Origin of the sequence: Coprococcus sp. OM04-5BH (assembly GCF_003482105.1) — a bacterium.
In the GTDB taxonomy this organism is placed as follows: domain Bacteria; phylum Bacillota; class Clostridia; order Lachnospirales; family Lachnospiraceae; genus Coprococcus.
In genome coordinates this window covers 21,534-43,644 of record NZ_QULM01000008.1, presented here as the reverse complement: position 1 = coordinate 43,644, position 22,111 = coordinate 21,534, and the positions used below count along the sequence as shown (strand labels likewise).

Annotated in this window: 15 protein-coding genes; 13 read left to right on the top strand and 2 right to left on the bottom strand. The window is 42.6% G+C overall.

The features are described from left to right. A complete protein-coding gene (locus DXB54_RS11675; RefSeq protein WP_118695288.1) occupies window positions 1–1,650 on the top strand; it encodes a glutamine--tRNA ligase/YqeY domain fusion protein in 1,650 nt (549 codons plus the stop codon). 222 nt (window positions 1,651–1,872) lie between these two features. Here DXB54_RS11675 and DXB54_RS11670 read toward each other — a convergent pair whose 3' ends face one another. After that, window positions 1,873–2,595: a DUF6062 family protein gene (locus DXB54_RS11670; protein ID WP_118695277.1), complete on the bottom strand. Its 723-nt coding sequence runs from the start codon at window positions 2,593–2,595 to the stop codon at window positions 1,873–1,875. A 137-nt stretch (window positions 2,596–2,732) separates the two neighbouring features. Here DXB54_RS11670 and DXB54_RS11665 point away from each other — a divergent pair, with 137 nt between their 5' ends. The 11 genes from DXB54_RS11665 to DXB54_RS11615 all read left to right on the top strand — a co-directional run bounded on the left by DXB54_RS11665 (window position 2,733) and on the right by DXB54_RS11615 (window position 18,506). Beyond that, complete coding sequence (locus tag DXB54_RS11665; protein WP_243104808.1) at window positions 2,733–3,725, top strand: DNA-3-methyladenine glycosylase family protein; 993 nt, start codon at window positions 2,733–2,735, stop codon at window positions 3,723–3,725. A gap of 132 nt (window positions 3,726–3,857) precedes the next feature. Continuing rightward, a complete protein-coding gene (locus DXB54_RS11660) occupies window positions 3,858–4,145 on the top strand; it encodes a co-chaperone GroES (RefSeq protein WP_021939347.1) in 288 nt (95 codons plus the stop codon). 49 nt (window positions 4,146–4,194) lie between these two features. After that, window positions 4,195–5,823: a chaperonin GroEL gene (gene groL / locus DXB54_RS11655; protein WP_118695276.1), complete on the top strand. Its 1,629-nt coding sequence runs from the start codon at window positions 4,195–4,197 to the stop codon at window positions 5,821–5,823. A 357-nt stretch (window positions 5,824–6,180) separates the two neighbouring features. Beyond that, a complete protein-coding gene (locus DXB54_RS11650; RefSeq protein ID WP_118695275.1) occupies window positions 6,181–6,597 on the top strand; it encodes a cytidine deaminase in 417 nt (138 codons plus the stop codon). A gap of 32 nt (window positions 6,598–6,629) precedes the next feature. Next, window positions 6,630–9,572 (top strand): insulinase family protein, encoded by a 2,943-nt coding sequence (locus tag DXB54_RS11645; RefSeq protein WP_118695274.1) that lies wholly within the window; start codon window positions 6,630–6,632, stop codon window positions 9,570–9,572. Between the two features lie 108 nt (window positions 9,573–9,680). Then, complete coding sequence (era, locus tag DXB54_RS11640; protein WP_021939351.1) at window positions 9,681–10,595, top strand: GTPase Era; 915 nt, start codon at window positions 9,681–9,683, stop codon at window positions 10,593–10,595. A gap of 3 nt (window positions 10,596–10,598) precedes the next feature. After that, complete coding sequence (recO, locus tag DXB54_RS11635; protein ID WP_118695273.1) at window positions 10,599–11,339, top strand: DNA repair protein RecO; 741 nt, start codon at window positions 10,599–10,601, stop codon at window positions 11,337–11,339. 103 nt (window positions 11,340–11,442) lie between these two features. Continuing rightward, the gene (locus DXB54_RS11630) at window positions 11,443–12,840 is read left to right on the top strand and encodes a glycine--tRNA ligase (RefSeq protein ID WP_021939353.1); all 1,398 of its coding nucleotides are present in this window, start codon (window positions 11,443–11,445) and stop codon (window positions 12,838–12,840) included. Between the two features lie 51 nt (window positions 12,841–12,891). Then, window positions 12,892–14,142: an aspartate aminotransferase family protein gene (locus tag DXB54_RS11625; protein WP_118695272.1), complete on the top strand. Its 1,251-nt coding sequence runs from the start codon at window positions 12,892–12,894 to the stop codon at window positions 14,140–14,142. Window positions 14,143–14,775: 633 nt separating this feature from the next. Then, window positions 14,776–17,412: a pyruvate, phosphate dikinase gene (gene ppdK / locus DXB54_RS11620; RefSeq protein WP_118695271.1), complete on the top strand. Its 2,637-nt coding sequence runs from the start codon at window positions 14,776–14,778 to the stop codon at window positions 17,410–17,412. A gap of 326 nt (window positions 17,413–17,738) precedes the next feature. Further along, the gene (locus DXB54_RS11615) at window positions 17,739–18,506 is read left to right on the top strand and encodes an alpha/beta fold hydrolase (RefSeq protein ID WP_118695270.1); all 768 of its coding nucleotides are present in this window, start codon (window positions 17,739–17,741) and stop codon (window positions 18,504–18,506) included. A 67-nt stretch (window positions 18,507–18,573) separates the two neighbouring features. Here DXB54_RS11615 and DXB54_RS11610 read toward each other — a convergent pair whose 3' ends face one another. Continuing rightward, a complete protein-coding gene (locus DXB54_RS11610; RefSeq protein ID WP_118695269.1) occupies window positions 18,574–19,269 on the bottom strand; it encodes a Crp/Fnr family transcriptional regulator in 696 nt (231 codons plus the stop codon). A gap of 308 nt (window positions 19,270–19,577) precedes the next feature. On the opposite strand from DXB54_RS11610, the gene pflB reads away from it, so the two are divergent. Further along, window positions 19,578–21,854 carry a formate C-acetyltransferase gene (pflB, locus tag DXB54_RS11605; protein ID WP_118695268.1) on the top strand — a complete coding sequence of 759 codons (2,277 nt, stop codon included), beginning with the start codon at window positions 19,578–19,580 and terminating at the stop codon, window positions 21,852–21,854. Window positions 21,855–22,111: the final 257 nt, after the last annotated feature.

Below are 22,111 nucleotides of genomic sequence, written 5' to 3'. Positions count from 1 at the left end.
ATGTCAAAGAATTTCATTGAACAGATTATCGAGAAGGATCTCGCAGAGGGAAAGGTAAAGAAGGTTGTAACACGTTTCCCACCTGAGCCAAACGGATACCTTCACATCGGTCATGCAAAATCAATACTTTTAAACTATGGTCTGGCAAAGGAATACGGCGGACAGTTTAATCTCAGATTTGATGACACAAACCCTACAAAGGAGAAGACAGAGTTCGTACAGTCGATCCTTGAGGATGTGAAGTGGCTTGGAGCTGATTTTGGAGACAGGGTATTCTTTGCTTCAAATTATTTTGATCAGATGTATGAAGCCGCTGTTAAGCTTATAAAGAAGGGCAAGGCATTTGTATGTGATCTGTCGGCAGATGAGATCCGTGAGTACAGGGGAACTCTTACAGAGCCCGGTAAGGAAAGTCCGTATAGAAACAGATCCATAGAAGAGAACCTTGAGCTTTTCGAGGGTATGAAGAATGGTGAGTATCCTGACGGAAGCAAGGTATTAAGAGCCAAGATCGATATGGCGTCACCTAACATCAACATGCGTGACCCTGTTATCTACAGAGTTGCAAGAATGACTCACCACAATACCGGTGATAAATGGTGCATTTACCCTATGTACGATTTCGCTCATCCTATTGAGGATGCTATTGAGGGAGTATCACATTCAATCTGTACATTGGAGTTTGAGGATCACAGACCTCTTTATGACTGGGTTGTAAGGGAGCTTGAGTACGAGAATCCACCAAAGCAGATCGAATTTGCCAAGTTATACCTTACAAATGTTATAACAGGTAAGAGATACATCAAGAAGCTCGTTGAGGACGGAATTGTTGATGGATGGGATGATCCAAGACTTGTGTCCATCGCAGCCTTAAGAAGAAGAGGCTTTACAGCCGATTCAATAAAGAAGTTCATGGAGCTTGTGGGAATTTCAAAGAGTAACAGTTCAGTTGACTACGCAATGCTTGAGTACTGTGTAAGAGACGATCTTAAGCTTAAGGCAAACAGATACATGGCTGTAGTAGATCCTATCAAGCTTGTTATAGATAACTATCCTGAGGATCAGGTTGAAATGCTTGATTCAGCAAATAACCAGGAGAATGAGGCAGCGGGTGTAAGACAGATACCATTTTCAAAGTATCTCTACATTGAGCGTGACGATTTCATGGAGGAGCCTCCAAAGAAGTATTTCAGACTGTTCCCTGGAAACGAGGTCCGTCTCATGAATGCATACTTTGTTACATGTACAAGCTGTGAGAAGGATGAAAACGGAAATGTCACAACAGTACACTGTACCTATGATCCGGAGACGAAGAGTGGCTCAGGCTTCAATGCCCGTAAGGTAAAGGGTACTATCCACTGGGTATCAGCAGAGTCGGCTATAGACGCAGAGGTAAGACTTTACGAGAATATCGTAGATGAAGAGAAGGGTAAGCTCAACGAGGATGGTTCATTGAACCTTAACCCTAATTCACTGGTTGTTAAGCAGGGATGTAAGCTTGAGAAGACATTTGCAGAGGCTAAGCCTGGTGAAGCCTTCCAGTTTGTAAGAAACGGCTTCTTCTGTCTTGACTCTAAGGATTCAACTTCTGATCATCCTGTATACAACAGGATTGTTTCCCTTAAGAGCTCATACAAGCCGGGAAAATAATAAAAACATGGAGTGAAAACCGATCGGTACAATACAATTAGACCGAAGTCATCTTCGGATGAGAGATCCTGAAATAAAATAAAAAAGATTATGGAAAACGTGATTGCTTAATAGCTTTTGTGGTTTTCCATAATCTTTTTTTGTTATGGCAATGAGTTAAGTGGAATATGCCTGCGTGCTTTGCCGCTGTTATGGCAGCGGACCAAATGTTCTTTGCCGCTTTTAGTTATCGATAATGGTGTGGGCTGTTTTTATGATCCCTCTCGGCAGGGCGTCCTTGGAGTTCTTCCAGGGATCATTTTTGTATCTGTAGTCAAACTTATCTATGAACCAGCTTATGTCCTCGTTCACCCGTTCCATATTATCAAAGTAGACATTATTCAGTGCGTCTATAAAGGAAGTAAGGTTGTCACCCTTTAATTTGTCACTGCTTTTCTCGTAGAGAAGTCCGTAGTGGTATGTGCAGAAGCCCTTGCAGGATCTGAATTTCTCAGGAAAACCGGGGTCCTTTTTCCACATATGGAATATGGTGTCTATATATCTGTCAAACATCTGCTCCATGCGGTCACATATAAAGCAGGTGCTCTCAAGCTCCTTAATGTATTCCACAACAGGTGCTTCTGTCTGGCTTTTTCCGAAGAAGGAGCTTTTAGGGGCAGGACCCTTGGCTGCCAGCTCTTTCATTTCCTTTATGGTCTTGTCTGTGTGGGTCTTTAACATAAGTGCCAGTCCAAGACGGTTCTTCTGGGCATACAAAAGTCTTGTGTGATGAGGGCAGAAGCCCATCTTGTCTGTAAGCGCCCGGTTGTCATCCTCCATGTAGCTTGGCCCCATGGTATATTCGATTGCATTGTTCTCCAGTTCCCTGTTCATTGCACAGACAGGACATTCGCAGCCGCTGTCAAATGCGTCATTTACAGGTATGGTATAGATCTGTTCAGCCATATGGTATATTTCCCTTCTGATTTTTTTGCATTATATCATGAACTTCGTTCATGATCGCCATTCGCCGCTCCCGATGAATAAGCTGCGCTTATTCCCGCTCGCTAACGCTCATTATATCATATTATCCGGTATTTGCCATGAGAAAACCGGAAGAATGGTATGTTTCGGGAACAACAGAATTATTTGCCATGGAGGGTGCTGTGGCATATAATAAGCAGAGTAAGAGCATTAGAAAAATTGATGAGGAAACATTTATGGATACAAAAGAGTATAAAGACCGGGTTGAGATCACGGGTGTGAAGGATTTTGTGCTGTCCCAGACCATGGAGTGCGGGCAGTGCTTTAACTTCAGAAAAACAGATGAGGAAGAGTATGACATTATGGCATTTAAGAGACCTGTCCATGTTAAACAGGAGGAAGATAAGGTCATACTGTACAACACAGATATTGATACCTATGAGAAGGTTTGGAAGAACTACTTTGATATGGACAGGGACTACAGCGAGATAAAGAGGTGCGTGTGCCTGGCAGATGACAAGCTTGTGTGTGCGGTTGAACAGAAGCCGGGGATAAGGATATTGAACCAGGATTTTTTTGAGACCCTGATCTCATTTATAATATCCCAGAACAAACAGATAACCCAGATAAAGCAGATAGTGAAAAATATTTCGCATAATTTCGGAGAACCGGTCATAGGATATAATGGTGAGACATTTTACACATTTCCGGATCCGGAGGTCTTAAATGAGGTGAGCGAGGAGGCCTTAAGGGAGTGTAAAATGGGATTTCGTGCGCCATACATAAAGAATGCATGTAAGGCATATACAGACGGATGTCTGGATGAAGTTATCTTACGAACTGCTCCAATAGATGAGGCAAGGCAGGTGTTAATGCAGATTAAAGGTGTAGGTGAAAAGGTGGCAAATTGCGTGCTGTTGTTCGGACTTGGAAGACGTGAAGCATTTCCTGTGGACGTGTGGATGAAACGGATCTGCGAGCAGATGTACTTTGAAGGAAAGGATACTAAGAAGAGCGTCATAGAGGAATTTGCAGTGAAGAGATTTGGCGAATATGGAGGCTACGCACAGCAGTATCTGTTCGATTATGCGAGAAATAACCTTAACCTTTAATATTTATTCTTTTTTTAGAATTAGGGGGTTGATTTTTTTCTGAAAATGAATACAATAATAATTGTGTTAGCACTCAAGCTTTGTGAGTGCTAAAAGTAAGAGCGAAAAAATGTTTTAGGAGGAATATAAATCATGAAGTTAAAACCACTTGGAGACAGAGTAGTATTAAAGCAGGCAGAAGTTGAAGAGACAACTAAGTCAGGAATCATACTTCCTGGCCAGGCAAAGGAAAAGCCACAGTATGCAGAAGTTATAGAAGTAGGTCCTGGTGCAGTAGTTGACGGCAAGCTTGTACCAATGGAAGTTAAGGTTGGCGATAAGGTAATCTACCAGAAGTTCGCCGGATCAGAGATCAAGCTTGAGGATACGGAGTACATAGTTATCAAACAGGACGGAATTCTTGCAATAATTGAAGATTAATTTAAGAGTATTAAATTATCAGATTGAACAACATTGGAGGTAAAACAGAATGGCAAAGGAAATAAAGTATGGTGCTGAAGCAAGAAAGGCATTGGAAGCAGGAGTAAATCAGTTAGCAGATACAGTAAGAGTAACACTTGGACCTAAAGGAAGAAACGTAGTACTTTCAAAGTCTTACGGCTCACCGCTTATTACAAATGATGGTGTTACAATAGCAAAGGATATAGAGCTTGAGGATGCATTCGAGAATATGGGTGCACAGATCGTCAAGGAAGTTGCAACGAAGACAAATGATGTTGCAGGTGATGGTACAACAACAGCTACAGTTCTTGCACAGGCAATGATCAATGAAGGTATGAAGAACCTGGCAGCAGGAGCAAATCCTATCGTTCTCAGAAAGGGAATGAAGAAGGCATGTGACGCAGCGGTTGCTTCAATCTCAGAGATGAGCGAGAAGATCACAGGAAAAGAGCAGATCGCAAAGGTTGCGTCAATTTCAGCTGGTGATGAAGAAGTAGGTCAGATGGTTGCTGACGCTATGGAGAAGGTTTCAAATGATGGCGTTATCACAATCGAAGAGTCTAAGTCAATGAAGACAGAGCTGGATCTTGTAGAAGGTATGCAGTTTGACAGAGGTTATGTTTCAGCTTATCTTGCAACAGATATGGAGAAGATGGTTGCAGAGCTTGATAACCCATATATCCTTATTACAGATAAGAAGATTTCCAACGTACAGGATATTCTTCCGGTACTCGAACAGATTATGCAGAGTGGCGCAAAGCTGTTGATTATCGCAGAGGACGTCGAGGGCGAGGCTCTTACAACAATAATCCTCAACAAGTTAAGAGGAACATTCCAGGTATGTGCTGTTAAGGCTCCTGGTTATGGTGACAGAAGAAAAGAAATGCTCCAGGATATCGCAGTTCTTACAGGTGGCAAGGTTATCACAGAAGAGCTTGGATATGATCTTAAGGAAACACAGCTTACAGATCTTGGCCGTGCTAAGAGCGTTAAGGTTACAAAGGAAACAACAGTTATCGTAGATGGTTACGGTGCTAAGGAAGATATAACAGGCAGAGTAAATGTTATCAAGTCACAGCTTGAGGAGACAACTTCTGAATTTGACAAGGAGAAGCTTCAGGAAAGACTTGCCAAGCTTGCCGGTGGAGTTGCAGTTATCAGAGTCGGTGCTGCTACAGAGACAGAGATGAAGGAAGCTAAGCTTCGTATGGAAGACGCTTTGAATGCTACAAGAGCAGCAGTAGAGGAAGGTATCATCTCAGGTGGTGGATCAGCTTACATCCACGCAGCAAAGAAGGTTGCAGAGCTTGCTGATACCCTTGAGGGTGATGAGAAGACAGGTGCTAAGGTGGTTCTTAAGGCTATGGAAGCTCCGCTTTATCACATCGCTGCAAATGCAGGTCTTGAAGGCTCAGTTATCATCAACAAGGTAAGAGAGTCAGCAGCAGGTATCGGCTTCGACGCTTACAAGGAAGAGTATGTGAACATGATAGATGCAGGTATCATTGATCCTGTTAAGGTTACAAGAAGTGCATTACAGAATGCAACATCAGTTGCTTCAACACTCCTTACAACAGAGTCGGTTGTTGCTGATATCAAGGAAGACGCTCCGGCTATGCCAGCAGGTGGCATGGGTGGCGGAATGGGTATGATGTAATATCAGCCTGTCCCAGAACAGAAATTAATAAAAAAAATTACAGACCGGGTGGTTCGGGAATTTTCCTGCCGCCCGGTTTTTTGTTATGGCAACGAGTCAAGTGCGACATGCTTGCATTTGATGACCACTGATCAGCGGATAAAACTCGCAAAGTATGTTTTATCTCTGTTATGCCGATTATTTTTTTATATTTACAGTTTGATATGATATAATGAGCGTTAGCGAGCGGGAATAAGCGCAGCTTATTCATCGGGAGCGGCGAAGGGCGATCATGAACGAAGTTCATGATATAGTGAAAAAACATATAATATGTGTTAGAATAAACAGGGTGTATACAGGGAAAGGAAGTGTGGGTGCATGATAGAAGAAAAAATCATAAAACAGCTTATCAAAAAAAGCCTGGAGGCAAGAAATCGTGCATATGCTCCATATTCCGGCTACAAGGTTGGAGCTGCCGTATATACAGGTGACGGAAGCATGTACAGTGGCTGTAATATTGAGAATGCCACCTATGGAGCCACAAACTGTGCAGAAAGAACAGCCATATTCAAGGCGGTCAGTGAAGGGGAGCGGCTTATAAGAGCCATTGCCATAACAGGAGGATATGAGACAGGAGATGAATTGGAGTATGCTTATCCCTGCGGAATATGCAGACAGGTTATAAGTGAGTTCGCAGATGGAGATACTGTTATTATAGTGGCTGTATCAGAAGAGGATTACAGGGTGTATAAGGTGGAGGAATTACTGCCTGAGGCATTCGCCCTGAAAAGATAGAAATCAGAATAATAGTGTAAGGAGAAGAAAATTTGAAGGATATCAAGAGTTTAAAGAGTTATAAGATAGTGACTGAGAAGGAACTTCCTGAGGTAAACGGAACAGGATATATACTTGAGCATATTAAGACAAAGGCAAGAGTGCTTATAATTTCAAATGATGATGAGAATAAGGTGTTTAATATCGGTTTTAGGACCCCACCTTATGATGATTCCGGAATACCTCATATAATTGAACATTCGGTTTTGTGCGGCTCAAAGAAGTATCCGGTTAAGGATCCATTTGTAGAGCTGGCGAAGGGCTCCCTTAATACCTTCTTAAATGCCATGACCTACTCGGACAAGACTGTATATCCGGTGGCAAGCTGCAACACAACAGATTTTGAAAATCTCATGAAGGTATATCTTGATGCGGTATTTTATCCGAACATATATGAGAAGACAGAGATCATGAGACAGGAGGGCTGGCATTACGAACTGGATTCCGTTGACGGTGAGCTTAAATACAACGGCGTTGTGTTCAACGAGATGAAGGGTGTGTATTCATCTCCGGAACAGTTATTGAACAGACTGATCGAAGCGTCACTTCTTAAGGATACACCGTATGATAAGGATTCAGGCGGAGATCCTAAGTATATCCCTACCCTTACCCAGGAGAGATTTCTTGATTTCCATAGTAAGTATTATCATCCATCCAACAGCTACATTTATATATATGGTGACTGTGATATGGAGAAGGAGCTTGACTATATCGACAGAGAGTATCTGAGTCACTATGACTATAAATTTGTAGATTCAGAGATAGGTATACAGGAGCCGTATGACAGCATACAGGAGATCAATGCCAGATATTCTGTGGCAGATAACGAGGATATTTCAAGAAAGACATATATTGCCTACAACCATGTGGTTGGAAGAAGCGTTGACAAGAAGAAGATGACAGCTCTGTCAGTGCTTGAGTATGCCCTTATGGACGCACCGGGAGCACCTCTTAAGGAGGCACTTACAAATGCAGGTATATGTGAGGACAGCTTTTCTTCATTTGACAATGAGATAAGACAGGCAATATTTGCAATTATAATAAAAAATTCAGATCCGGATAAAAAGGATATATTTGTAAAGACCGTAGATGACACCATAGCAGAGCTCTGCGGAAGAAACGGCAAGGCACCGACCCTCAGCCACAAGTCCCTGGAGGCAGCTATAAATAACTTTGAGTTTAAGCACAAGGAAGGAAACTTCGGAAGATTTCCAAAGGGGCTTATGATGGGACTGGACGCCTTCGGCACATGGCTTTATGATGACGCAGAAGCCCTGAGCGTTTTTGAGATGAATGACGTGTACACTGAGCTTAAGAATGAGATAGATACAGGCTACTTCGAGGAACTGCTCTGGAATACACTGGGGGATAACAGCTTCGGAACCCTTATAGTATTAGAGCCTGAAAGAGGTCTTGCAAAGAAGATGGATGAGGATGAGAAGCGTGAGCTTGCTGAGAAGAAGGCGAGGTTTACCGAGGCAGAGCTTCAGGAGATTATCACATCCACAAAGGAGCTTAAGAGATACCAGGAGATACCATCCACAAGGGAAGAGCTTATGACAGTTCCTCTTCTTAATATTTCGGATATTGAGAAGAAGGCAAGAAAGCTTAAGAATGATGTTACTGATATAGACGGAGTTACCGCTGTATGCCATGATATATTCACAAATGGTATCGGATATCTTGAATTTATGTTTAAGACAGAGAGCCTTGATGTGTCATTATATCCATATGCAACACTGCTTGCAGATGTCTTCAAATATGTTGATACGGATAAGCACAGCTACGGAGATCTGGCTGATGAGATCGATTTCCACACAGGCGGTATAGCATTCCTTACAGGGATAGTTCCGAAGGTAGACAATTCGGCAGCTGTGTCATATTTTGCCATAAAGACAAAGGCACTTTATGAGAAGCTTGACACAGCCATCGACATAGTAAAGGAGATAATATTCGGCTCCAAGCTTGATGATAAGAAGCGTCTGAAGGAGATCATCGCAGAGGAGAAGGCGGGGCTTAATTCGGAACTTACATCTTCAGGACATCTGACCACAGCAACCCGTGCCATGAGCTATATATCAAAGTATTCAGCCTATAAGGATATGACAGAGGGCATAGGATATTATAATTTCCTTGTGGATCTTGACGAGCATTTTGATGAAAAGGCTGATGAGCTTATAGAAAAGTTTAAGGCTGTTCTTGCCGAGGTGTTAAAGAAGGACAGACTTATAATTTCGTATACAGGTGATAAGGACATAAGCTGCCTTAAGGACAGTATTACAGGCTTCATAGGAAGCATAAGCACTGAGCCTTCATGTAACAGGACAGGAGACATAGAGACCGAGGTAAGAAACGAGGGCTTTAAGACCGCCAGCCAGGTACAGTATGTGGCTCTTGCAGGAGATTTCAGTAAGGCGGGACTTACCTATACAGGCGCATTAAACGTATTGCAGGTGATATTCTCCTATGACTATCTCTGGATAAATGTAAGAGTAAAGGGTGGAGCTTACGGCAGCATGTGTTCATTTGGAAGATCGGGAATGAGCTACCTTACTTCCTACAGGGATCCTAACCTTATGAGCACCTATGAAATATACAAGGAAGCCTACAAATATGTGGAAAGCTTCGACGCTGACGAGAGAGACCTGACCAAGTATATAATAGGTGCTATTGCCAAGCTTGACGCACCTATGACTCCGGATTCAGAAGGAACCTTCAGCTTCATATGCTATATAGCAGGTCTGACAGACGAAATGCTGCAGAAGGAAAGAGATGAAGTCATTTCTGTTACAAATGAGAAGATAAGGGCACTTGCACCTTATGTTAAGGCTGTTACAGACAGCGGCATAATATGTGCCATCGGCGGTGAGGACAAGATCCAGGAGGCCGGAGAGAACTTCGGTAATATTGTTACAGACTGGAAGATAAAACGGTAAGAAATTATAATTATAAAATGAAAAGATGATCTGACCATCGTCTTAAGCAGCAATGGGAATTATGGTATGATGGTCAGAGGAGATCATAGAAAAGGTGAAACACAGAATATGGTAGATACAAATATGAAGAATTACAAGTCGGGATTCGTTGCTATAATAGGCAGACCAAATGTTGGGAAATCAACCCTTATGAACCAGCTTATAGGTCAGAAGATAGCCATAACCAGCAGCAAGGCACAGACCACAAGAAACAGGATACAGACAGTATATACCTGTGACAGGGGACAGATAGTGTTCCTTGATACTCCGGGTATAAACAGAGCCAAGAACAAGCTTGGAGAATATATGTTAAAGGTGGCAGAGGGAACCTTAAATGAGGTTGATCTTGTTATGTGGATAGTTGAAGCCACCACCTTTATCGGAGCCGGTGAGAGATATATCATAGATCAGCTCAAACGGGTGAAGACACCTATAATAGTTGTTATAAATAAGATAGACAAGGTGTCCGATGAGGATGTGTTCAAGGCTATAGACACCTATAAGAATGCCTGTGATTTCGCTGAGATCGTACCGGTGTCGGCACTTAACGGAAGCAATACAGATGAGCTTATAGATACATTGTTAAAATATCTTCCATACGGACCTCAGTACTATGATGAGGATACTATTACAGACCAGCCAGAGAGACAGATCGTGGCTGAACTCATAAGAGAGCAGGCATTAAGACAGCTTGACAAGGAGATCCCACACGGTATTGCCGTGGTGGTTGACTCCATGAAGGAGAGGACTGAGGGTGGTATCATAGATATTAATGCCACCATCATATGCGAAAGAGATTCCCATAAGGGGATAATAATAGGAAAACAGGGCTCGATGCTTAAGAAGATAGGAACCCATTCCCGTTACGGAATGGAGAGGCTTTTAGACGCAAAGGTCAATCTTAAGCTGTGGGTCAAGGTAAAGAAAGATTGGAGAGATACAGATACCCTTCTTAAGAACTTCGGGTATCATGCAGATGAATAATATATGAGGGATGAGGTTGTACTGCAGGGAATCGTTCTGGCCATGAGCCTTGTAGGTGAGTATGACAGGAGACTTGTGATACTTACCAAGGAGAGGGGCAGGATAACTGCATTTGCCAGAGGTGTAAGAAAATCGAATAATCAGCTGGTCTCCAAGACCCAGTTATTTGTCATGGGAGAATTTACCCTGTATGAGGGCAGGGATGCCTACACGCTTAAGAGTGTGGAAGCTAAGGAATATTTTCATGAGCTTACATACGACATGGAGAAGTACTGCTATGGTTCTTATTTCTGTGAGGTCATGTCATACTTCACAAGAGAGGGGGAGCGGAGCACAGATTATCTTAATCTGCTGTTTGTGAGTCTAAATGCTCTTAAGAAAGCCATGATCTCGCCAAAGCTCATAAGGGTCATATTCGAGATAAAAATGCTTGATGTGTTCGGACAGGGAATACAGAGCTATCACTGTCCCGTATGTGGAAATGAGCCCTCCGGCATATTCAGTGCAGAGGCAGGAGGTCTGGTGTGCATTCACTGTGCAGGAAGAACAATGCACAACATAGCTGTAAGTGACGCCTGTGTCTATACACTGAAATATATAAACGGACAGAAGTTTGGAACTCTCTATAATTTCACTGTGAAGGACGAGGTTCTTGAGGAGCTTGAGAACATCACAGCGAGGTTTTATGATGTCCACATAGGAAAGAAGTTCAATTCCCTTGAAGTTATAGAAACTTTAACTTGAAAAAATAACTGTTTAAAGGTAAAATGATTCGGATAAGGCAGGTTATATTACCTTATGCCGGAATAACCATAATTAGTATAATACAAAATTCATGGAGGACGATATGGAAAAGACATTAGACAAAATAGTGGCTCTTGCCAAGAACAGAGGATTTGTATATCCGGGTTCAGAGATATATGGTGGCCTTGCAAATACATGGGATTACGGTAATCTGGGTGTTGAGCTTAAGAACAATGTTAAGAAGGCATGGTGGAAGAAATTCATCCAGGAAAATCCTTATAACGTAGGTGTAGACTGTGCGATACTTATGAATCCACAGACATGGGTTGCGTCAGGACATCTTGGCGGCTTTGCTGATCCTCTTATGGATTGTAAGGAATGCCATGAGAGATTCAGAGCAGACAAGCTTATTGAGGATTACATGGCAGAGCATGGTGTAACCATCGAGGGCTCAGTTGACGGATGGACAAATGAGCAGATGGAGAGCTATATAAATGACAACAACATTGTGTGTCCAACATGTGGAAAGCACAATTTCACAGGTATCAGACAGTTCAACCTTATGTTCAAGACATTCCAGGGTGTAACCGAGGACGCCAAGAATACAGTATATTTGAGACCTGAGACAGCTCAGGGTATATTTGTCAATTTCAAGAATGTTCAGAGAACATCAAGAAAGAAGATTCCATTCGGTATCGGACAGATAGGTAAGTCATTCAGAAATGAGATTACACCTGGTAACTTCACATTCAGAACAAGAGAGTTTGAGCAGATGGAGCTTGAGTTCTTCTGCGAGCCTGGTACAGACCTTGAGTGGTTCCAGTACTGGAGAGGCTTCTGTCGTGACTGGCTCCTTGCCCTTGGTATCAAGGAAGATGAGATGAGACTTCGTGACCATTCACCTGAGGAGCTTTGCTTCTACAGCAAGGGTACAACAGATATCGAGTACTTATTCCCATTTGGATGGGGCGAGCTCTGGGGTATCGCTGACAGAACAGACTATGACCTTACACAGCACCAGAATACATCAGGTGAGCCTATGGATTACTTCGATGATGAGAAGAAGGAGAAGTACATTCCTTATGTTATCGAGCCATCACTTGGTGCAGACCGTGTAACACTTGCATTTCTCTGTGCAGCATATGACGAAGAGAACATCGGAACAGAAGAGAAGCCTGATGTTCGTACAGTACTTCATTTCCATCCTGCACTTGCACCTGTTAAGGTTGGTGTGCTTCCACTTTCAAAGAAGCTTAACGAGGGTGCTGAGAAGGTCTATGCAGAGCTTTCAAAGTACTTCAACTGTGAGTACGATGACAGAGGAAATATTGGTAAGAGATACAGAAGACAGGACGAGATCGGTACTCCGTTCTGCGTAACATATGACTTTGATTCAGAGACAGATGGCTGCGTTACAGTAAGAGACAGAGACACCATGGAGCAGGAAAGAATAAAGATAGAAGACCTTAAGGCATACTTTGAGAAGAAGTTAGAATTTTAATTGATGGTGTGCCCGGTTTTGCCGGACCCCCGTTTTACAGGAGGCATTAAAATGCATAGTAAAGAATTATTTTCAGAATACGAGGCAAATGTAAGATCATACAGCAGAAGCTTTCCGGAGATATTCACAAAGGCTAAGGGAGCCAAGATGTATGATGAGAACGGCAAGGAGTATATAGACTTCTTCGCAGGCGCAGGTGCCCTGAATTACGGACACAACAACGATTATATAAAGGAAAAGGTCATCGATTACATCCAGAATGACGGAATAATGCATTCTCTCGATATGATGACAGCACCAAAGGCTGAATTCATTGAGTTCTTCGAGAAGAAGGTTCTTGAGCCAAGAGGACTTGACTATAAGATCATGTTTGCTGGTCCTACCGGAACTAACGCAGTAGAATCACTTTTAAAGCTTGCCCGTAAGGTTAAGAAGAGAGAGATGATCTGGGCATACATGGGCTGTTTCCATGGAATGACTCTCGGTTCAATATCACTTACAAGTGATGCTGCAAGCCGTGCAGGTGCAGGGGTTGGTCTTGACAATGTGTATCACATTCCGGCACCATACATGTTCCCTGAGCTTGATACCATCAAGTTCATGCAGACACTTCTTGATGACGATCATTCAGGAGTGGAGAAGCCTGCAGCAATATTTATCGAGACAGTACAGGCAGACGGCGGTGTAAATGTATTCTCAGTAGAATACCTTAAGGCACTCCGCGAGTTCTGCGACAAGAATGATATACTTATGGTGGTTGATGATGTTCAGGTTGGCTGTGCAAGGACGGGTACATTCTTCTCATTTGAGAGAGCAGGTATCAAGCCTGATATGTTCTCACTGTCCAAGTCCATAGGCGGTTATCCGTTCCCTATGGGTCTTGCAATGTTCAAGCCGGAGTATGACCTCTGGAAGCCGGGTGAGCACTCAGGCACATTCCGAGGTATCCAGCTTTCAATGGTAGCTGCCAAGGCAGGACTTGAGTTCATGCTTGACAACAACATTGAGGCAGAGACAAGGCGTAAGGGTGAGATCGTAAGAGAGTATCTTGAGAAGAACATGAACGGAGATCCAAATGTAGTTGCAACCCGAGGTATAGGACTTCTCTGGGGCGTTGAGGTTAAGGATGATGCTACAGCAGGTGCCATCACAGCAAGTGCATTCAAGAAGGGACTTGTAATAGAGAGAGCCGGCCGTGACAATGCGGTCATCAAGATCATGCCACCTCTTATCATTTCAGATGAGGATCTGATCGCAGGGCTTGATATCCTCAAGAAAGCTATAGATTCAGTAGAGGCATAAATATGCTTCGGGAGATGATGTGAAACAGGTAAAGACAGCTTTATATTAAATATGGCTGGCTGTAAAAGTGGAGATGATTTTATCTGAAAACATCTATCGGTCTGATAAAAAATTAGTAAATGTATATCTAAATACGGGTGTGAGAGTGTGAGCTTTCGCACCTGTTTTTATTATTGTAACGATGTCTATGACATCGTTACGCTGCAGCAACCCTTGCCGTAGGAAGCGCCAAGTGTCGAAGACACATTTAGAATGGTGCTGACGAAATGCCGCCGAGAGATTGTGACCATGCGTTGAAAACGCATATTGGAATGGCACAATCGACTTGCCGCCGAGTGTAAACGAGGGGGCGTTACCCATAATATGAGGGGGCGATACCAAACAGGCAAATTCAAATGGTTGCTGCTCTTATTTATTGTAATGATGTCTATGACATCGTTACGCTGCAGCAACCCTTGCCGTAGGCAAATTCAAATGGTTGCTGCTCTTATTTATTACAACTTTGTGAAAAATACTTTAAAAATAGTTTGATATACTATATGCTCGTATGGTATAATTATCACAGCGTGGTGTGGACTTTTCGCTGTCTGCACTGCAGAAATATATTAACAGTACTTAGGAGGTATATTACAAATGGCAAACAAGTGGGTTTATATGTTTAGCGAAGGCGATATGAGCATGCGTAACTTACTCGGCGGCAAGGGTGCCAACCTTGCTGAGATGACAGCTATCGGTCTTCCGGTTCCACAGGGATTCACAATTACAACAGAGGCTTGTACACAGTATTACGAGGATGGACGTAAGATTAACGATGAGATCATGGCTCAGGCTATGGAAGGCGTTAAGAAGATGGAAGAGATCAATGGTAAGAAGTTCGGAGATTTAAAGAATCCTCTTCTTGTTTCTGTACGTTCAGGTGCCAGAGCATCAATGCCTGGTATGATGGATACAATCCTTAACCTTGGACTTAATGACGAAGTTGTTGCTGCTATGATCGCTGGTAACCCAGATCCAGCATTTGAGCGTTTCGTATACGATTCTTACAGACGTTTCATCCAGATGTTCTCAGACGTTGTTATGGAAGTTGGTAAGAAGTATTTCGAGCAGCTTATCGATAAGATGAAGGAAGAGAAGGGTGTTAAGTTTGACGTAGAACTTACAGCTGCAGATCTTAAGACTCTTGCAGAGCAGTTCAAGGCTGAGTACAAGAACCAGTTAGGATCAGACTTCCCTTCAGATCCAGTAGAGCAGTTAAAGCTCGCTATCGAAGCCGTATTCAGATCATGGGATAACCCAAGAGCTAACGTATACAGAAGAGATAACGATATCCCTTATTCATGGGGTACAGCAGTTAACGTAATGCCTATGGTATTCGGTAACTTAAACAATGAGTCTGGTACAGGTGTTGCATTTACTCGTGACCCTGCAACAGGTGAGAAGAAGCTTATGGGTGAGTTCCTTATCAACGCACAGGGTGAGGACGTTGTTGCCGGTGTTCGTACACCAATGCCAATCGCTCAGATGGAGCAGGAATTCCCAGACGCTTATGCAGAGTTCATTAAGGTTTGTGAGACACTTGAGAATCACTACCATGACATGCAGGATATGGAGTTCACAGTTGAGAACAAGAAGCTTTACATGCTTCAGTGTAGAAATGGTAAGAGAACAGCTCAGGCAGCTCTTCAGATCGCTTGTGACCTTGTTGATGAGGGACATAAGACAGAGGAAGAGGCAGTTGCTATGATCGATCCTCGTAACCTTGATACACTTCTTCACCCACAGTTCGATGCAGCAGCTCTTAAGGCAGCTACACCAATGGGCAAGGGTCTTGGCGCTTCACCAGGTGCTGCTTGCGGTAAGATCGTGTTCACAGCAGATGACGCTGAGGCATGGGCTGCAAGAGGAGAGAAGGTTGTACTTGTTCGTCTTGAGACATCACCAGAAGATATCACAGGTATGAAGTCAGCACAGGGTATCCTTACAGTTCGTGGTGGTATGACATCACATGCTGCAGTTGTTGCCCGTGGTATGGGTACATGCTGTGTATCAGGTTGTGGTGACATCATCATGGATGAGGAGAACAAGAAGTTCACACTTGCAGGTAAGGAGTTCCACGAGGGAGATTTCATCTCAATCGATGGTACAACAGGTAATATTTACGATGGAGTTATCAAGACAGTTGATGCTCAGATCGCTGGTACATTCGGTCGTGTTATGGCATGGGCTGATAAGTACAGAACACTTAAGGTTAGAACAAATGCTGATACACCAGCAGACGCTAAGAAGGCTCGTGAGCTTGGTGCAGAAGGTATCGGTCTTTGCCGTACAGAGCATATGTTCTTCGATCCAGAAAGAATTGCAGCATTCCGTGAGATGATCTGCTCAGATACAGTAGAAGAGAGAGAAGAGGCTCTTGAGAAGATCCTTCCATATCAGCAGAATGACTTCAAGGCACTCTATGAGGCGCTTGAGGGCAACCCTGTTACTATCAGATTCCTTGATCCACCTCTTCATGAGTTCGTTCCTACAGAGGAAGCTGATATCGAGAAGCTTGCAAAGGCTAAGAATAAGTCAGTAGACGAGATCAAGGCTCTCTGCAACTCACTTCATGAGTTCAACCCAATGATGGGTCACAGAGGATGTCGTCTTGCTGTAACATATCCAGAGATCGCTAAGATGCAGACAAAGGCTGTTATTCGTGCAGCTATCGAAGTTCAGAAGGCACATCCGGATTGGACAGTTGAGCCTGAGATCATGATCCCACTTGTATGTGAGGTTAAGGAGCTTAAGTACGTTAAGAAGATAGTTGTTGAGACAGCTGACGCTGAGATCGCTGCTGCTGGCGTAGAGCTTAAGTACGAAGTTGGTACAATGATCGAGATTCCAAGAGCTGCTCTTACAGCTGATGAGATCGCTAAGGAAGCTGACTTCTTCTGCTTCGGTACAAACGACTTAACACAGATGACATTCGGTTTCTCAAGAGATGACGCTGGTAAGTTCTTAAATGCTTACTATGACGCTAAGATCTTCGAGAACGATCCATTTGCTAAGCTTGATCAGACAGGTGTTGGTAAGCTTATGGATACAGCTGTTAAGCTTGGTAAGCCAGTTAATCCAAACCTTCACATTGGTATTTGTGGTGAGCACGGTGGAGATCCTTCATCAGTTGAGTTCTGCCACAAGATTGGTCTTGATTATGTATCATGTTCACCATTCCGTGTACCAATCGCTAGACTTGCTGCTGCTCAGGCTGCAATCGCTAACAAGTAATAAGATTAATTAGAATAAATTAATTTTGTATACCATTAGGAGCTTCCGTTTCTATGTCATGTAGGAACAGGGGCTCCTTTTGTTATGGCAATGAGTCAAGTGCAACATGCCCTCATGTCTGCATTTGATGACTGCTGATCAACGGATAAAATTTGCAAAGCATGGTTTATCGCTACTTTTGTTAGCGGTTACGTTAATTAAAAAAATATATTCAAAAGCTGGATAGCTGTCCGGGTGGAAAATAATTGACTAGGATGTATCTCGGTGATAAACTTACCAATAATGTATAGGTATAAATAATGCGAATGATTAAGAGGTATAAGTAAATGTTACATTATGAGGTGTTTGAAAGTGTGTGTGGTACCGACGGATATATAGTACTGCTTCATGGCTTTGGTGGGAATAACAGGGTATGGAAGAATCAGATACCTTTGCTGCAGAAGAAGTTTAATGTTCTGGCAATAACACTTCCCAGTCACGGCGACAGTGAGTTGAAGCTATCTGAGGTGGGAAATACTATGGATATTGTTGTAAGCAATATAATCCAGGTGCTTGATGAGATGGGAATACAGAGTGCCGTTTTTATGGGTGTGTCGCTTGGAACAATATTTATCAAATATATGGAGATGAGGTATGAAAGCTATATAGACAAGGCTATACTTGTAGGTGCACTTGGTGCCGTGGGAAAGCCACTCAGACGTGCAGTTAATGTCTTTGCAAGAATTGGTGATAAACTGCCATTTCCCATTGTCTACAGAATAATGGCCAAGCTGTTTATGCCATGGAAGGTCAGCAGAACAAGCAGAAAAGTGTTCTGTAAATGCGCAAAAGCACTTAATAGTGTGGAATTTAAAGCCTATATGAACATTTTTATAGAGCATTTCTCTTTTTGCGATGAGTTTGTGAGTGTATCTCATGAGGAAAATATATATATATCCGGGCGCGGTGACCTGTGTTTTATAAATGGAATTGTGGAAGAATCTGATCTGACTGATGCAACACTGATAATAATAGAGCATTGCGGACATGTGTGTAATATAGATCAGGGAAGACAGTTTAATGAGATAATATCGGAAGTGCTTAGTATTGAATAGGGATGCATTTCAATTGGACGATGAATACCGTTCCGGGGCGGTCAAGCTTTAGTGACTTCAGACCTTTTTACGTCAGCTCTTCATGGTCAAGCTCCAGCAGCTTGAAGTGATTTTTCTTAAACTCGATCAGACCTTCATTCTGCATGTTTGACAGTTCCTTTGATAGAGCGGTTCTGTCAACATTCAGGTAATCGGCGAACTGTTCCCGGTTAAATGGAATGTCGAATTCCGTAGTACCCATGGAGCTGGCAAGACCGGACAGATAATAGCTTACACGCTCTCTGATCTTCTTTGGCTTTATATAGAAGATATGAAGGGACAGGGTAAGACTCCTTCTGGATGAAAGCAGCAGGAGATTTTTAAGCATTTGCAGATGCCATGGATAGTTGTTGTATTTTCCTGACATGATATGCTGGGCGTTTAGCAGGAATACGATGGTAGGCTCCGTGGCTCTGGCATCGATCATAAGCTTATGACCGGACAGGGCATAGGTTTCCCCGAAGACCTTTCCCGGAAGGGCAGAACTCAGAACACTTTTGGATCCCCAGTAATCAACATTTTCAACTATAACACGTCCCTTGATGACGATCCCCAGCTCCTCAGTGATCTCACCTGCCTTGAATATGGCAGAGTTTGATCTGTAATAGTGCTCACGGAGAATTCCGAGCTCCTTCATGGTCTTTATATCTTCTTCGGATATGCCTTTAAATGCCATCATATTAAGAACATCCGCCATCTCGTATTTTGGTATCTTAAGTTTCATAATATATCCCTCCTCCGATTACATATACTTGCTTACCGATTACTGTATATTGTGTCCGTATAAGGATTTATATGCAGACAAAGCACAATATATCGAATGTATAATTTTTGAAAAAATTTGAAAAAAAGTTTGCTAAATTGCTATTCCGTGGTTATAACAACCGAATATACAAGCAAAGTATAATATACTTACAAACGAAAAGCAAGGAATGTGAAAGCATTATTGAATTATCAACAAAAATTTTGTATAATAAGTAAATAGTGTGTGGCATTTTCACATATTAAAATACTGAAAGGAGAAATTTTATCATGTTACAGAACCAGGAATGGGAATCATTCACAGGTAGACTCTGGAAGGAAGAGTGTAATGTAAGAGACTTCATCCAGAACAACTACACACAGTACAACGGAGACGAGAGTTTCCTTGAAGGACCAACAGATGCTACTAACAAGCTTTGGGATAAGCTTCAGGCTCTTCAGAAGGCTGAGAGAGATAACGGTGGAGTTTTAAAGGAGGATGCAGATGTTGTATCAAGCATCACAGCTTACGGCCCAGGTTACATTGATCCAGAGACAAAGGATCTTGAGCAGATTGTAGGTCTTCAGACAGATGAGCCACTTAAGAGAGCATTCATGCCTTATGGTGGTATCAAGATGGCTGAGGAAGCACTTCAGATGTACGGATATACACCAAATGAGAACTTCCATAAGATCTTCACAGATTATCACAAGACACATAACCAGGCAGTATTTGATGCTTATACACCAGAGATGATGGCTGCTCGTCATACACATATCGTAACAGGTCTTCCTGACACATATGGTCGTGGACGTATCGTAGGTGACTACAGAAGAGTTGCTCTTTACGGTATCGATCAGCTTATTGCTTGGAAGGAAGAGGATAAGGCAAACTGTGGCGATGGCAACATGTTTGATGATGTTATCCGTCAGAGAGAAGAGCTTTCAGAGCAGATCAAGAGCCTTAAGGCAATGAAGGTTATGGCTCAGTCATACGGTTATGACATTTCAAAGCCTGCTTCAAACGCTAAGGAAGCTGTTCAGTGGTTATACTTCGGATACCTTGCAGCTATCAAGACTCAGAACGGTGCAGCTATGTCAGTTGGACGTGTATCTACATTCCTTGATATCTACATTGAGAGAGATATTAAGGCTGGTAAGCTTACAGAGGCTCAGGCTCAGGAGCTTATCGATCATTTCACAATGAAGCTTCGTATGGTTAAGTTCGCAAGAATTAAGTCATACAACGAATTATTCTCAGGAGATCCAGTATGGGCTACTCTTGAGGTTGGTGGTATCGGTGTTGACGGACGTTCAATGGTTACAAAGAACGACTACAGATTCCTTCATACACTTGAGAACATGGGACCAGCTCCAGAGCCAAACCTTACAGTTCTTTACTCATCAGATCTTCAGGATACATTCAAGAAGTATGCTGCTAAGATTTCTGTAAGAACAAGCTCAATCCAGTACGAGAACGATGATGTAATGAAGCCTGTCTGGGGCGATGATTACTCAATCTGCTGCTGTGTATCAGCTACTCAGACTGGTAAGGAGATGCAGTTCTTCGGAGCTCGTGCAAACCTTGCTAAGTGTCTTCTTTACGCTATCAATGGTGGTAAGGATGAGAAGTTCCTTGACAAGAAGACAGGTAAGCCAATGCAGGTAGGACCAGATTACACACCTATCACATCAGAGTATCTTGACTATGATGAAGTACTTGCTAAGTACAAGAAGATGCTTGACTGGTTAGCAGGACTTTATGTAAATATTCTTAACCTCATTCAGTATATGCATGATAAGTATTACTATGAGGCAGCTGAGATGGCTCTTATCGATACAGACGTACGTCGTACATTTGCAACAGGTATCGCAGGCTTCTCACACGTAATTGACTCACTGTCAGCTATTAAGTATGCTAAGGTTAAGGTTATCCGTAATGCAGAGACAGGACTTGCTGAAGATTTCGAGATCGAAGGCGAGTTCCCTAAGTATGGTAACGACGATGACAGAGCTGATAACATCGGTGTATGGCTTCTTCATGAGTTCCTTACAGACATCAAGAAGAGACACACATATCGTAATTCAGAGCCTACAACATCTATCCTTACAATCACATCTAACGTAGTTTATGGTAAGTTCACAGGTAACCTTCCAGATGGAAGACGTGCTTGGACACCATTTGCACCAGGTGCTAACCCAAGCTACGGCGCTGAGACATCAGGACTTCTTGCTTCACTTAACTCTGTTGCTAAGATTCCTTATGTGTGGTCACTTGATGGTATTTCAAATACTCAGACAATGAACCCATCAGCACTTGGACATGATGAGGAAGAGAGAGCTACTAAGCTTGTAAGCGCAATGGATGGATATTTCGATCAGGGTGCTCATCACCTTAACGTAAACGTATTTGGTAAGGATAAGCTTCTTGATGCAATGGAGAATCCAGATAAGCCAGAGTACGCTAACTTCACAATCCGTGTATCAGGATATGCTGTTAAGTTCATATCACTTACACGTGAGCAGCAGCTCGACGTTATCAACAGAACATTCCATGACTCACTTTAATTCTTAGTGAAAACTGGATTTTCAGTGAAGTTATAGATGATTTGTCAGATATAACAAAACCATGGTCCCGGGGATAACCTCTCCGGGACTTTTTTAAAATAAGGTGCATGTTTTTTATGATCCTAACAAAAGATATTTAACGATAATTTACCCGGCGTGAATTAATATATGATTAATTGAAATACTAAAAGTAAGATTAAACCGAAGATTAAATTAGAAAATTATTGAACATTTGATATAGAAAGAACTTAGAGGTG

What these genes read in the sequence shown, in the direction of transcription:
- DXB54_RS11630 (WP_021939353.1), top strand. Translation starts at nt 11,443, where the DNA reads ATGGAAAAGACATTAGACAAAATAGTGGCTCTTGCCAAGAACAGAGGA.
- pflB (WP_118695268.1), top strand. Translation starts at nt 19,578, where the DNA reads ATGTTACAGAACCAGGAATGGGAATCATTCACAGGTAGACTCTGGAAG.
- DXB54_RS11610 (WP_118695269.1), bottom strand. Translation starts at nt 19,269, where the DNA reads ATGAAACTTAAGATACCAAAATACGAGATGGCGGATGTTCTTAATATG.
- DXB54_RS11665 (WP_243104808.1), top strand. Translation starts at nt 2,733, where the DNA reads ATGAGAAAACCGGAAGAATGGTATGTTTCGGGAACAACAGAATTATTT.
- DXB54_RS11660 (WP_021939347.1), top strand. Translation starts at nt 3,858, where the DNA reads ATGAAGTTAAAACCACTTGGAGACAGAGTAGTATTAAAGCAGGCAGAA.
- DXB54_RS11650 (WP_118695275.1), top strand. Translation starts at nt 6,181, where the DNA reads ATGATAGAAGAAAAAATCATAAAACAGCTTATCAAAAAAAGCCTGGAG.
- DXB54_RS11675 (WP_118695288.1), top strand. Translation starts at nt 1, where the DNA reads ATGTCAAAGAATTTCATTGAACAGATTATCGAGAAGGATCTCGCAGAG.
- ppdK (WP_118695271.1), top strand. Translation starts at nt 14,776, where the DNA reads ATGGCAAACAAGTGGGTTTATATGTTTAGCGAAGGCGATATGAGCATG.
- groL (WP_118695276.1), top strand. Translation starts at nt 4,195, where the DNA reads ATGGCAAAGGAAATAAAGTATGGTGCTGAAGCAAGAAAGGCATTGGAA.
- recO (WP_118695273.1), top strand. Translation starts at nt 10,599, where the DNA reads ATGAGGGATGAGGTTGTACTGCAGGGAATCGTTCTGGCCATGAGCCTT.
- DXB54_RS11670 (WP_118695277.1), bottom strand. Translation starts at nt 2,595, where the DNA reads ATGGCTGAACAGATCTATACCATACCTGTAAATGACGCATTTGACAGC.
- DXB54_RS11615 (WP_118695270.1), top strand. Translation starts at nt 17,739, where the DNA reads ATGTTACATTATGAGGTGTTTGAAAGTGTGTGTGGTACCGACGGATAT.
- era (WP_021939351.1), top strand. Translation starts at nt 9,681, where the DNA reads ATGGTAGATACAAATATGAAGAATTACAAGTCGGGATTCGTTGCTATA.
- DXB54_RS11625 (WP_118695272.1), top strand. Translation starts at nt 12,892, where the DNA reads ATGCATAGTAAAGAATTATTTTCAGAATACGAGGCAAATGTAAGATCA.